Source organism: Niabella sp. (assembly GCF_030150205.1).
Taxonomy (GTDB): Bacteria; Bacteroidota; Bacteroidia; order Chitinophagales; family Chitinophagaceae; genus Niabella.
The window spans coordinates 126,661-140,880 of record NZ_JASLGT010000017.1; the positions used below are offsets into that span (position 1 = coordinate 126,661).

General features: G+C 45.3%; 8 protein-coding genes. 7 read left to right on the forward strand and 1 reads right to left on the reverse strand.

Features of this window, described 5'->3' with window-relative positions; genetic code table 11:
- Positions 1-18: 18 nt before the first annotated feature.
- Positions 19-3,159, reverse strand: coding sequence for a two-component regulator propeller domain-containing protein (locus Q1V85_RS14395; RefSeq protein WP_300601089.1), 3,141 nt, complete (start codon positions 3,157-3,159; stop codon positions 19-21).
- A 406-nt stretch (positions 3,160-3,565) separates the two neighbouring features.
- Between Q1V85_RS14395 and Q1V85_RS14400 the strand changes: the two genes are divergently transcribed.
- The 7 genes from Q1V85_RS14400 (at position 3,566) to Q1V85_RS14430 (ending at position 14,056) form a co-directional block, all read left to right on the forward strand.
- Positions 3,566-3,769: a hypothetical protein gene (locus Q1V85_RS14400; RefSeq protein WP_300601091.1), complete on the forward strand. Its 204-nt coding sequence runs from the start codon at positions 3,566-3,568 to the stop codon at positions 3,767-3,769.
- Positions 3,770-3,792: 23 nt separating this feature from the next.
- The gene (locus tag Q1V85_RS14405; RefSeq protein ID WP_300601093.1) at positions 3,793-5,208 is read left to right on the forward strand and encodes an IPT/TIG domain-containing protein; all 1,416 of its coding nucleotides are present in this window, start codon (positions 3,793-3,795) and stop codon (positions 5,206-5,208) included.
- 12 nt (positions 5,209-5,220) lie between these two features.
- Positions 5,221-8,340, forward strand: a complete 3,120-nt coding sequence (locus Q1V85_RS14410) for a TonB-dependent receptor (RefSeq protein WP_300601095.1) — start codon at positions 5,221-5,223, stop codon at positions 8,338-8,340.
- Positions 8,341-8,356: 16 nt separating this feature from the next.
- Complete coding sequence (locus Q1V85_RS14415) at positions 8,357-10,405, forward strand: RagB/SusD family nutrient uptake outer membrane protein (RefSeq protein WP_300601097.1); 2,049 nt, start codon at positions 8,357-8,359, stop codon at positions 10,403-10,405.
- A 109-nt stretch (positions 10,406-10,514) separates the two neighbouring features.
- The gene (locus Q1V85_RS14420) at positions 10,515-11,492 is read left to right on the forward strand and encodes a DUF4973 domain-containing protein (protein WP_300601100.1); all 978 of its coding nucleotides are present in this window, start codon (positions 10,515-10,517) and stop codon (positions 11,490-11,492) included.
- An 80-nt stretch (positions 11,493-11,572) separates the two neighbouring features.
- Positions 11,573-12,004 carry a hypothetical protein gene (locus tag Q1V85_RS14425; protein WP_300601102.1) on the forward strand — a complete coding sequence of 144 codons (432 nt, stop codon included), beginning with the start codon at positions 11,573-11,575 and terminating at the stop codon, positions 12,002-12,004.
- A gap of 324 nt (positions 12,005-12,328) precedes the next feature.
- A complete protein-coding gene (locus Q1V85_RS14430; protein ID WP_300601104.1) occupies positions 12,329-14,056 on the forward strand; it encodes a glycoside hydrolase domain-containing protein in 1,728 nt (575 codons plus the stop codon).
- Positions 14,057-14,220 lie beyond the last annotated feature (164 nt).

A 14,220-nucleotide genomic window follows, 5' to 3' on the forward strand; every position in this document is an offset into this window, starting at 1 on the left:
GGCGGCCTTGTTCAATGGTTATATGTCCGCGGGGGTAATAAGGGGTAAGATCAGTATAAAATGATTCAGCCCGTTTGCTGCCTTATATTCCAGGGTGCCCTTATGCAGTGCGGCCAGCGAGCGTGCCAGTGATAAACCGATTCCGGCCCCCGGCTGCGAACTGCCTTCCTTTGAACGGAAGAAAGGGGCAAAGATCTTGCTGCGGATATCGGCAGGAATCAGGCTGCCATCGTTGGAAATACTGATCATGACTTCTTTTGAAAGTGCCGTTCCGGTAATGGCGATCTCGCAACGCACCAGTTGATGCCCGTATTTAATGGCATTATCCAGCAGGTTACTGATGATCTTGGTACAGGCATCTTCATCTGCATTTAAGGGAATAGAAGCATCGGTGGTATGGAACTGGTAGCGCATGCCTTTTTTCTCTGCAGCGGGACTAAAGCTTTCCCAGATCATGGCGGTTAAAGCAGCGATATTGATGGTAGTGCGTTGCAACTCATAATTCCCGGATTCGATCCGCTGGAAGTTCAGGAGCTGGTTGGTAAGGGCCAGTAAGCGTTCGGTGTTCCGGTTCATCACCGATAATTCCCGTTCGGCTGCCGGCATTTTTCCCGCCATCTTCAGCAGTTTATCCATGGGCGCTTTTATCAGCGTAAGCGGCGTACGGATCTCGTGTGCAACCGTTGTAAAAAAATCTACCTTGGCCTGGTTAAGTTCTTTTTCTTTATTCAATGAAAATAACTGCATCTGCCGTTGCTGCTTTTCCTGCTGTCTCCGGTGTAGCAACTTTAAAATGCCAAAGAGTAATAGCACTGTAAAAATAAAATAAAGCATGTAGGCTGTTTGTGATTTCCAGAACGGAGGATCGATCTTCAGCCGGATAAATGTTTCGTTAGATACCCATAGCCCGCTGCTATTGGTTGAGCGTACTTTGAGCAGGTATTTCCCCGGAGCCAGGTTGTTGAAATGTACCCTGCGTTCTGCTCCGATAAAATTCCAGTTCTGATCCAATCCCTCCAGTTTATAAGCATATTGCAGGTTATCCGGGGAGGTATAGCTGAGCGCCGAAAAATCAAAACTCAGGGTGGCCTGGTTATAATCCAGGTTTAGATCACCGGTATTTAAGATGGAAGTACGGAGGGGGGAGTGGGGTGTTTGCGGTTCCACATCCTTATTAAAGAGCTGTAGTTTTGTAAAATAAATGGAGGGGATGTGATGATTAACGGTATATTGGCCGGGGTCAAATCTGATCAGCCCCTTTACACTTCCGAAGTAGAACATGCCGCTGCTGTCTTTAAAGGCCGAGCGGTGATTAAACTGCTCGCTCACCAGGCCATCGGTTTTTTTAAATACCTTAATGGCCCCGGTTTTTTGATCGATGCGTACCAGGCCCATAGACGTGCTGGCCCAGATATTGTGAGCCTGGTCTTCCAGGATGGCATACACCATATTGCCGGGCAACCCGGAGTTGGTATTATACAGGCGGAATGTTTTTTGGGCGGGATTAATACGGTATAAACCGTTCTCTGTGCAGATCCACAACTGCTGTTGGCGGTCTTCAAAAATATTCAGGATGCGGCTTTCTTTCAACAGATCCCTGCCCCGGGTAATCAATGATAATTTTACAAGCTGTTGCTGGTTGTTGAGGTAAAACACGCCTTCGTGATGGGTTCCCAGCCAGAGTTGCTGCTGATGATCTTCCATGATGGCCGAATAAAAAGCCTGCGGGGGAATACCCTTAAACGGAAGGAACTGTTGTGTTGCCGCCTGGTACCGGAACAGCCCGTTGGCCGTACAGATGATGATATGGCCGGCTTTTGTTTTATAGATGATATTGATGTAATTGCTGCCGATACCTTTGCCTGTGCCGTCGGCCTCGAAATGTGCCAGGATCCGCTCACGATCCAGGTCCATAATATACAGCCCATGTTCAAAAGTGCCGATATAAAGATAGCGGCCGTCTGCCAGTAACCCATGAATATTCGTAGAGGCGATTGCCGGCCGCATCGGTTTATCGATAAAATTCTCAAATTGTCCGGTAAGGCTACTGAGTTTGATCAAACCTTTGTCTTCTGTGCCGATCCAGAGATTGCGGTGCTTATCTTCTGTGATTTCCCGGATTACATTGCCGGCGATCCGGTGTTTGCCGGGCGATGGGAAATCTTTTTCAAAATGGAGGATCGCATTCGGGTGATAGTTAATGCCGCCAAAATAAGTGCCCGCCCAAATACCGCCTTCTGCATCCCTGCACAGCGCATAAACGGCGTTATCGGAAAGTGCATAAGGATGGTTCCGGATCTTTTGAATATGCCGCGCTGTATCATGCCGGCTGTTATAAATAAAGAGGCCCGATTCAGTAGCAATCCAGTATTCGTCGGTGCCGGTTTGAAGAATACTTCGTACAAATAATTTCTTTCCGTTAAAGGCGGTTAACCGGCTGGCGCCCCAGGAGCCGGTAGCCGGGTTAAATCGTTTTAACCCTTCCCTGGATGTCCCGATCAGCAAGATGCCATCACTGCCCTCATATATTTTTTCAATCGAATTGTTGTGTCCTGCCCCCGGAATGGGTGGCAATGTTTCAAATTCATTAGCCTTTGCACGATAGCGTGCCAGTTGTCCCTCCCCATAGCCCACCCAAACCGTACCTCCCCGGTCGCAAAGAATGGAGGAACTGTTTTTGATAACGCCTTTACCCATCTCTTTGATCTTCTTTGTGGCAAAGTTGTACTGGTAAAGACCGGTGTCTTCAGCAAACCAAAGATGGCCGCTGCCGTCATCCTGGATCGCCCGTATCGTTTTTCCGGAGGAACCGGGAAGCAAAGTGAAATTTTCACTATTGGAGCTAAATGAATAGAGGCCTTTTTCGGTACCTACCCAAAGGGTGCCTGCCTTATCTTCATGCAGGTAAAAGATCGCATTGCTATTGAGTGAATGAATGCCGCCGCTCCGGTAAATCTTAAAAGCATACCCGTCAAACCGGTTCAGTCCATCGGGGGTGCCAAACCACATAAACCCTTTTTTATCCTGTAAGGCAGCAATCACCGAGTTATGGGAAAGCCCGTTCTCCACTTCATAATGCCGGAAATAAACGGATTGACCATACCCGGGAGCAGCGATCAGGGTAGATAAAAGCAATCCAAAAATACGTATCCAGTTCATCAGGAAAAGATTCAAAATATGACTATGGCCGGTTGTTGTAATGGTATATGCAGCGGCCCGCGGATAAATTATAAACGGGCACACTGTTTATTACAGCAGAGTGTAAATTAATAAGATCTGTTTAAAGTATTAAAAAATGAGACAATTTGAAATGTTTTTGATCAGAAATGAAGGAACACATTTTTAGCGACTTTTTAATTTTGACCCTCAGGTTGCCGATGATTAAATAAACTGAATTTCTTGCATATGAAAGGGATCATTCCTTTAGGGATTGTGGCTATACTGCTTCTACTGCATGATTTGTTCCATAGCACTATTGCTGTTTAAAAGGGCAGCAGCCTGGTCATAAGCGCATTTCCGGGTGCTATTTCTTCCTGCGACCAGTACAATAAATATGTTTAATAATATGATAAAGTCAGGACCTGCGATTGTTGTTTGGAAGCCTTCCCGTACTACCGGTACAGGAAACGGCAAGTGGATGCTTAAAACCGGCCAGTCTGAAATTTTTGGTGTCATACCGCAGACAGGCCGGGCCGGTGATCCGGTTACCGGGTGGCCCGTCGTAAATAATGGCTATCCTTCCCACACCCGCGGTTTTGCCTGTAAATAATACTAAAAATAAAATACATACAAATGAAAAGATCTGGTTTGTTATTATTCAAATGGCTGTTTGGCCTGCTGGCAGTAATGGCTATGGCCCCCGCCTGCAAGAAAAAAGGTATTGTTGATCCTGCAGGCGGAACTCCTTATAACCCGGCAGAAGAAGTGGTGGTAAAGGATTTTTTTCCCAAAGCGGGCGGTAGCGGACAGCAGCTCGTAATTTACGGGAGCAATTTTGGCAACGACAAGTCCATCGTTTCTGTCAAAATAGGCAACAAGGATGCTACACTGATAAATGTGCACGGCGATGCCATTTATTGTATTGTTCCGGACAAAGCTTATACAGGTGAGATACAGGTAAAAGTAGGAACGGGTACCGGGCAGGAGGTAGCAGTGGCAAAAGAGGCGTTCAATTACCAGAAAAGAATGGTGGTAACTACCCTGGCCGGCAAGAAAGATGAAAGAGGCAATTACGATATAAAAGACGGCACTTTTAGCGATTGCGGAGGCTTTTTAAATCCTTCATGGCTCATCTTCGATCCTAAGGACCCCAACCTGTTGTATATGGGCCAGGATGGAGGAGATGTAAGACTGCTGAACTTTGGCAATAAAGCCGTTACTACCCCAATTACACGGGGCATGGGCGGTTGGGAGCGCATCCGGACAATCGCTTTTACGCCGGATAAGAACTATATGATCATTTCCAATGACCAGGGCGATGTGAATGGCAAAAGCACCTCCATATTATCCCGGACAAGCGGCTTTAAAGACCCGCAGGTGCTTACTTCCTATAAGCAATGTAACGGGGCCTCTATACATCCTGTAAACGGTGAACTGTATTTTAACAGCTATGAAAAAGGACAGTTTTACAGGTTTGATCTGAACAGGTATGTTGCAAATCATGACCTGGGTATTAAAGATTACCAGGAGCTGTTTAAGATCCAGGACAACAACTGGGAGTTTAATATTAACATTGCGCCGACCGGCGACTATGCTTATATTATTGTCATCAATCAGCAATATATATTAAGAACCGATTATGACTGGAACAACAAAACCTTTACACAGCCCTATGTAGTGTGCGGGCAGCCGCGTTCTGCGGGTTGGGTTGATGGTGTTGGCACAACGGCCCGGTTATCAAATCCCTATCAGGGGGTGTTTGTCAAAAATCCGGACTACGCCGGGAAAAAAGATGAGTATGATTTTTATTTCACTGAGCAATTCAATCATGACATCCGTATCCTCACGCCGCAGGGAAAAGTGACCACTTTTGCCGGAAGGGGCAGTACAAGTATTAATCCTGATGCGAAAGGTTATATTGATGGCGGGCTTCGCACGGAAGCCCGGTTTAACGAGCCCAAAGGGCTGGCCTATGACGCAGTAAACCAAACGTTTTATGTGGGGGATTGTCTCAATCGTTGTGTTAGAAAAATTTCATTAGAAAATTAAAATATGATTGCTATGAAGAAATTGCTGATGAAAAAATTTGCTGTTTTTTTCCTGCTGTTTTTTACCGTCACGGCGGCCTTTTCGCAAAATGAGCGGATGACTGTTCATGGGAAAATAAGCGACAGGGAAAGTGGAGCGCCTTTGTCGGGAGTAAGCGTCTCGGTCATTAACTCGGCCGGGTTGGGTACATTTTCAACAAAGGAAGGTTCATATACCATTAAGGTGGAGGCCTACCATAAATTATTGTTCTCGTATGTGGGTTATGACACGGTAGAAGTGCAGATAACCGGTCAGGACGACGTGAATGTTTCGATGCAAAAGTCGAGTAAGAGCGTTATGGACGAGATTGTTGTTACCGGTACCCGCCTTGAGAAAAAAATTAATGTTACCGGTGCCATTACTACGGTAGATATGGAAGCCATCAGGAAATCGGCCCCAAGCGCCAGTATCGTCAATTCATTGGCGGGCAACGTGCCGGGAATTATGGCTATGCAAACTTCCGGTCAGCCCGGAAAAGATATCTCCAACTTCTGGATCCGGGGCATCTCTACATTTGGAGCCAACAACAGCGCGCTGGTACTGATAGACGGATTTGAAAGAGATATTAATGAAGTGAGCATTGATGATATTAAATCCATTTCTATACTTAAAGATGCCTCTGCTACGGCAATGTATGGGTCTAAAGGTGCCAATGGTGTGGTGTTGATCACTACCAAGCATGGAATCGTTGGTAAAACCAATATAAACGCCAAAGTAGAATCTTCTTATAACACCCGTACCATCACCCCGGAGTTTGTTGACGGGAACACCTACGCCCATTTAATTAATGAAGCGCAGATCACACGGAATCGCGCGCCCATATATAGTCCTGTTGAGCTGGAATTACTACGTTTAGGCCTGGATCCTGATTTGTATCCGAATGTGGATTGGTCCCGTCAGCTGTTAAAAGACGGAGCGATGACCTATAACGCGAATCTGAACCTGAGCGGGGGCGGTACTACGGCCCGGTATTTTGTATCCGGTGCTTACCTGGATGAGAAAGGTATGTATAAAACAGACGATGCGATAAGAAAAGATTATAATACGAATGCCGATTTTAAGAAATGGACATACCGGCTCAATACCGATGTGAATGTAACCAAAACGACTGTATTGAAGCTGGGCGTATCGGGCTCTTTGAGAAAAAGGAACAGTCCGGGTTTGGGAGATGCGGATGTTTGGGGAGAGCTATTTGGCTATACCGCTGTTCGTACGCCCATCTATTACTCCAATGGATATGTGCCGGCTGTGGGCACCGGTAATAAAACCAATCCCTGGGTGGCCGCCACTCAAACCGGTTTTAATGAAACATGGGAAAATAATATTCAAACAAATCTTACTGTAAACCAGGACCTGAACTTTATAACAAAAGGGTTAAAATTTGAAGGTAGTTTTGGCTACGATACCTATAACTCCAGTACGATCGAACGTCGCAAATGGCCAGAGCAGTGGAGGGCAGAACGGTATAGAGATGCTGCGGGTAAACTGGTTTTTACTAATATGTCTGGCCCAAGCGAACTGCATCAGTCAAGCTACTCGAATGGCAGCCGCAGGGAATTTCTTATTGCGTTGCTCACCTATGGCCGCACCATAAAAAATGATCATAATATAGGGGTCGATGTGCGATACACGCAGGAGGCCAATACTTTTACACAGAACCTGGGAACTGATATTAAAAACGGTATCGCAAAAAGAAACCAGGGGGTTGCAGGCCAGGTATCCTATAACTGGAGAAATAAGTACTATGCAAATTTTAATTTCGGCTATACCGGATCGGAGAATTTTAGTCCCGGGCACCAGTTTGGTTTCTTTCCGGCGGGTTCCGTTGCATGGAATATTGCTGAAGAAAGGTTTATTAAAGATCACTTAAAGTGGGTCAATTTCTTTAAGCTCCGCTATTCTTATGGTAGGGCAGGGAATGATAACCTGGGCGATAACCGGTTCCCTTATTTATATACGATACAAGAGTTTAGGGATAAGAACAACAATCCTATTAATGGTTATGAATGGGCTGAGTTTGGGAACTCCAAGACTTATGGCGGATTAGGGTTCTCGCAGGTGGCATCGCCGTATGTAACCTGGGAGGTTGCGACCAAACAGGACGTTGGTATGGACCTGTCGCTTTGGAATGATAAGTTTTCTATGACGGTTGATGCCTTTAAAGACGAGCGCACAGGCATTTATATGCCGAGAAACTTCTTACCTGGTTATGTTGGCCTTACCAGCACGCCCAGCGCAAATGTAGGCGCTGTACGTTCTATGGGTGTTGACGGAAATGTTACCGTGAAGCATGATTTTAATAAGGTAAATGTAACCCTGCGTGGTAATATAACTTTCAGCAAAAATGAAATACTGGAGCGGGATGAGCAGCAAAGTGTATATCCCTACCAGATGCAGAAAGGATACCGTGTTAATCAAACGAGAGGCCTGGTTGCATTAGGGCTGTTTAAAGATTATGAGGATATTAGAAATAGTCCTACGCAGACCTATGGCGTTTATCAGCCCGGCGATATTAAATATAAAGATGTAAATGGGGATGGGGTAATCAATGATGATGATATTGTTGCGATAGGTTCAACCAGCACCCCGAATTTAATATATGGCATGGCCGCTTCCGCCAGTTGGAAAGGGTTAGATGTGGGTATACGGTTTCAGGGCGCAGGAGAATCCAGTTTCTTTATCTATGGAAAAACAGTGTATGCGTTCAGCGAAGGCGAATGGGGCAACGTTCTGAAAGGTATGGTTGAAGACCGGTGGATATCGGCGGATATTTCCGGAGATCCGGCAACCGAAAACCCTAATGCACCCTATCCCCGGTTAAGTTATAATGGGAATGGCAATAACTATCGTAATTCCACTTATTGGCTGCGTAACGGGGCTTATTTAAGGGTTAAAAATGTGGATATTGGCTATACGCTTCCTAAACAAATGCTCAATAAAATTCATATGAGCAGTTTGCGCGTGTATTGTTTAGGTACGAATTTATTAACCTGGGCGCCTTTTAAATTATGGGATCCGGAAACAACCGACCCAAGAGGCGAAACCTATCCTTTATCCAGGTCAGTTACTGTTGGACTAACAATCGGTTTATAATATAAAACGTATTTTGATGAAAAAAATAACAACCATATTCCTTTTTATTGCGGTGGTTACGCTATTGATTTCCTGCAAAAGATATCTGAATACCGATCAGTATTTTAAGGATCGGATGACCTTAGATAAATCATTTAATAATGAAACGTATATTGAAGAATGGCTGGCGAACGCTTATTCATACATTACCGAGATAAATGCGGATGTGGCAAGTAAAGGCTACGAGCCATTCAATTTTGGTGATGATATGTATTACGGAGACAGGGATGGGGCGTATGATCCACAGAACGCCAACTCTTTGAATTATAATAAATTTAGTCTTGGCAATTATCATGAAAGCGACGTTCAGTCCTGGACGAAATGCTTCCAGGGAATCAGGAGCGCGTCTATATTTATACAAAATATTGATCAATCTACCGCAGTAGACGCGGCCAGGAAAGCGGATTACAAGGCGCAGGCCCGGTTCTTACGCGCTTATTGTTACTGGATCTTACTCAGGAAGTACGGGCCTGTTCCTCTTCTTCCCGATGAGGGAGCGGATTATACGGACAGTTATGCCGGTTTAGCGTTGCCCAGGAGTTCTTATGAACAATGTGCTGTATATATTGGCAAAGAAATGGCGCTTGCAGCCAGGGATCTGCCACAGAGCCGTGGTCAGTTGGCAATAGCCCGGCCAACCAAAGGTGCGGCATTGGCAACCCGTGCTAAAGTATTTTTGTATGCGGCAAGCCCTTTGATGAATGGCGGGAAGCTGAGTATGGATTATAAAGCACAATTAGTAGATGATAAAGGAACGCCACTGCTTTCACTTACCTATGATGAACAAAAATGGGCAAGGGCAGCCGCTGCGGCAAAGGATGTAATGCAACTGGGTGTTTATTCCCTGTTTGTTTCGCCCTACAAATCGTCCGGTACTGTAACCAATCCGGCTACAATAGCGCCTCCATATAACGCAGCGTATTCAGACAAGCCGTGGCCTGAAGGATGGGCTGATATAGACCCATTTGATTCTTACCGCGCCCTTTTTGATGGTGAAGTACCTGCTTCTTCAAACCCGGAGCTGATCTTTACACGTGGGCAGAATCAATCCAGCGAAGGTATCAATGTGATGGTGGTGCACCAATTACCCCGTATAGCCTCCGGCTGGAACACACATGGTTTAACGTTAAAACAGTGCGATGCGTATTATATGAACGATGGTGCCGATGTGCCCGGGAAGAATATGGAGTATGGAAGCGGGGATGGCAGCCAGCGGGTAGGAGGTTTTGTAACCGATCAGGATGTTGCAAGTGGGAAATATAAACCCCTGGCGTCCGGCGTATCCTTACAATTTGCAAACAGGGAACCGAGGTTTTATGCATCGGTGGCCTATAATGGCAGTGTATGGCACCTTACCAATGAGTCGCAGGTCAATAACAGGGAAAAGCAGGTTTTTTATTATCGTGGGTCAGGTAATGGCTATACCAATACGATGTTTTGGCTAAGAACCGGTATCGGGGTGATGAAATATGTAAATCCGCAGGACACTTATGAAAATGGAAGTTTGGGTAAAGTTGTACCAAAGTACGAGCCGGCCATTCGCTATGCAGATATATTATTGGCCTACGCCGAATCTTTAAACGAATTAAACGGCTCCTATGCTATACCCAGCTGGGATAGCTCGGCCGTTTATACCATTGCAAGGGACGTTGATGAAATGCGTAAAGGAATCAGGCCTGTCAGGATAAGGGCAGGGTTGCCCGATTATTCCGGTACCATATATTCAAACAGCGCTCAATTGCGTACCGCGATAAAACGGGAGCGGCAAATTGAATTAATGGGTGAACAGCAACGGTATTACGATTTGCGCAGATGGGAAGATGCAGCTACAGAGCTAACCCTTCCTATATATGGCTATAATACGCTTATGACCGCCACTCAAAGAGATTTATTTCATCAGCCGGTGGCAGCTTTTGCGCTTCAAAGCACCTTCGCATCCAAGATGTATTTTTGGCCGATTGCAATCGACGAATTGAGGCGTGATGCCCGTTTAACGCAAAATCCGGGCTGGCAAACTTATAAATAATTAAAACGTTTACGTATGAAACGTCCATTATAAAATGTTCATTACACAGGGAAAGAAAATTTTATACCGGATAAGTTCCATTCGGCCAAAATCAATAAAATATTTACGAATGAAAAAGATAGCTGCATTCCTGTCCATCCTGTTTGTTTTCGGAAGTATAGCCTGTAATAAGGATTGGGTTTCAGAACAATTTAAGCATTATGTTTCTTTTAAAGCGCCTATAAACGGAGATGATGTTACACCTATTCATATCCGCTACAAACCCAACGGTGCTGTTAATTATCAGTTGCCGGTAATCGTTAGTGGTTCAACGAACAACGACAATAATTTACTGGTGCATATCGGGGTAGATCCCGATACCCTGGCCGCCTTCAATAATGCGAATTTTCAAAACAGAACAGATCTTTATTATAAGGAGCTGACCGCGCAGTATTTTAAAATTCCTGATACCGTGTCCATTCCAAAGGGGCTGAACACCAACATGATAAACATTGGGTTCTCACTTAAGAATATCGACCTGGTAAACAAATGGATACTTCCGCTCACCATTCAGCCTTCAAGCGGTTATACGCCAAACCCAAGAAGGAATTACTCGAAGGCATTATTGAGGATCGTACCGTTTAATGATTATTCGGGGGTCTATAGCGGTACGGCGCTCAAAATTTATTTGAAAGGAGAGGAAAACGGATCCGCAATCGTGAAGAGCGAAATAGAGGCTTATGTTGTTGATGAAAATTCAGTCTTTTTCTACGCCGGTACCGTAGATGAAAATAAAACCGATCGGAGATATTATAAAATATACGCCCATTTTGATGATCAGACAAAGGCCGTTACGCTTAGTTCTGATAATCCTTCCATGAAGTTAAATGTAAATCAAAAAATCTATTATTCTGTTGAAGATGTTAAAGATGCGCTTCAGCCCTACCTGGTTCACAGGTATGTTACCATCAACAATATTGATTACAATTTTACCGATTATACATCTGCAACCAACGCGTCCATCGATTATACCGTTCGCGGATCGCTGATTATGGAAAGGAAGATCAATACACAGATACCGGATGAAGACCAGGCAATTCAGTGGTAAACGCTGAAATAATGGCTGCATAAGGCAGAGAAAGCATACGGATCACAACCGGATTCCATAATTTTACGAAAACATTTCATATGAGAAAAAACAGGACGATTGCTTTGTTGTTGGGTGGTGTTTTATTTTTTACGGGTGCTGCTGCCCAGCAAAAATCAACAGCACCGTTTTGGGGCATCTGGGAATTAAAAGAACGGAAAATATCGGGGCAAGCTGATTTTACTCCCGTAAGCCCCGGACAATACAAGTCGTTTACCAATGATGGCAACATGCAGTTATTCCAGGCTACCGACAGGGGAACGGTTGTTACCTCTTATGGTACCTACCGGATATTGACGGATTCAACATTAGAGGAATCGTTTACAAAATCTATTTATTTTGCCAATCCCAAGCCAGGTATTACCGGTTACAAATTTTTGACCTCCGAAAAATTGAACTCAAGATTTGGAAAGCCCGGTGCGTATAATGAGGAAATATGGGTTCGCATTCCTTACGCCGGGGATGGAAAATAATGCCGGGTCACGATGATGGGCATCAGTCTATGCGTTCATTTTGAATTATGGTTGTCTGTATGGTTGGGGTGCTTGCCTGTCAGCTTGTAGTCCAAAACTTTGGAACCAAATAATCTGTATGCATCCGGTAACCGTAAAACGGACAGGCGCATTATGGGATGTGTGGGCTCATCAAGTCAATGTTTTTCCCAAAAGGAAGTAACAGGATGCCTTTATTTACGCTAAAGGCTGTTGTAATCCGTTTTTTTGCCTGTGCAATCGTTTCCACTAACATTGGTTTTAAGGGGGGAATGATGTATTTTGCCATCTACTCAATTCATCATCATGCGTTATCTTCTAACAACCGCCTTGCTTTGCACCTTTAGTATTTTAACGGCCCAGGACGTAAGTCTTGCCCTGCAGAAAGAACCTGCGGTGACCGTTGCAGAAAAAAATGCCCGATGGCAAACCCTGAAAGGGGGCACTGGTGCAGGTTTCCTCAATAGTAATAAACGATATCCGCAGGACCGGGTTCCGGAAGACATTGCTAAAAATGCAGCAACACTGGTGGCCTGGAAAGGAGAGCGGGTGCATACACAACTGGGCATATGGTCTGCAAAAGAAGTTCCGGTAACGGCGGCGGTTGGTACACTAAAGGCTAAAAATGGTGCAGTCATTCCGGCTGATGATGTTCAGATCGGGTTGATGGGTTATGTAATGACAGATGAGTTTCGCAATGGCTGCGGATACCGCAAGCCCGAGGATTTTGATTCATCACTGGTGGCTGATGCCATCGATTTTAAGAAGCACAGTGGTACGGTAAAGCAAAACCAGGTACAGCCCATATGGGTAAGTGTGGATGTGCCGGCAACTGCAAAACCGGGTACTTATGAAGGCATCATTACTGTAAAGGCCGGTAAAGAATACCGGTTAAAGCTGATGATAAATGTATTGGATAAAACCCTGCCGGCTACTGCCGACTGGTCGTTCCGGCTGGACCTGTGGCAGCACCCTGCGGCTATAGCCCGCGTACACCATGTACCACTGTGGAGCGATGCACATTTTGAGCTGATGCGTAAGTATTATACATTACTGGCAAAGGCCGGACAAAAATATATTACGGCCAGCATTGTAAATGAGCCCTGGGGACATCAAACCTATGATGACTATCCCAGCCTGATTAAATGGACCCTGAAAAAAGACGGTAGCTGGAGCTTTGACTACAGCCTCTTTGATAAATATGTGGCCTTTGTAATGAGTACGGGAATTAACCAGCGGATCAATTGCTACAGTATGGTGCCCTGGAAGGTAGCGTTTCAGTATTATGACGAAAACCTGGGGCGCGATACGGTATTTACCGGCAAGATCGGATCAGACGAATACAATGCCTTCTGGACACCCATGTTAAAAGATTTTACCGCGCATCTGAAGGCAAAAGGCTGGTTCGGAAAAACAACCATCGCTATGGATGAGCGACCGATGGATGCCATGAAAGCGGTGATCAAACTGTTAAAGGGCATCGATAAAGACTGGAAGGTGGCACTGGCGGGAGATTATCATGCGGAGATCGAGAAAGATATCGATGATTATTGTCTTGCTTCTGCGCACCAGTTTCCCGCCGAAGTGCTGGCCGCAAGGATGCAGCGTGGACAGCTGAGCACCTGGTATACCTGCTGTACTGAAAAATATCCCAATGGCTTTACCTTTTCCCCGCCGGCAGAGCATGTATGGGTGGGCTGGTATACGGCGGCCAAAAATATGGAGGGGTATCTGCGCTGGGCCTATAATAGCTGGGTAGCTGATCCGGTAAACGACAGCCGTTTCCGTACCTGGCCTGCAGGCGATACCTACCAGGTATATCCCGGGCCGGTAACCTCTATCCGGTTTGAAAAAATGATCGAAGGGGTTCAGGATTTTGAAAAGATCCGTCTTCTGAAAAAACAATACAAGGATAGCGGCAACACCGCCAAACTGCAACAGCTGGAAGCGGCCCTTACTGCATTTGACATCAAAAATCTCCAACATCAATCCGCAGCCGATATGGTATTGAAGGTAAAACCGTTGATCAATTAGCAAAGAACCGTTTAAGGTTCATCGTTTCACGTTAGATCTGTTCTACACTTGATGCGGCCGGATAGATTTATATTGCGGACATAATCAACTGAAAACTGATTGCTGACCGCTGATAGCGATAGCTGAAAACTGAACGCCGTTTCACGTTCAAGGTTTAAAGTTTC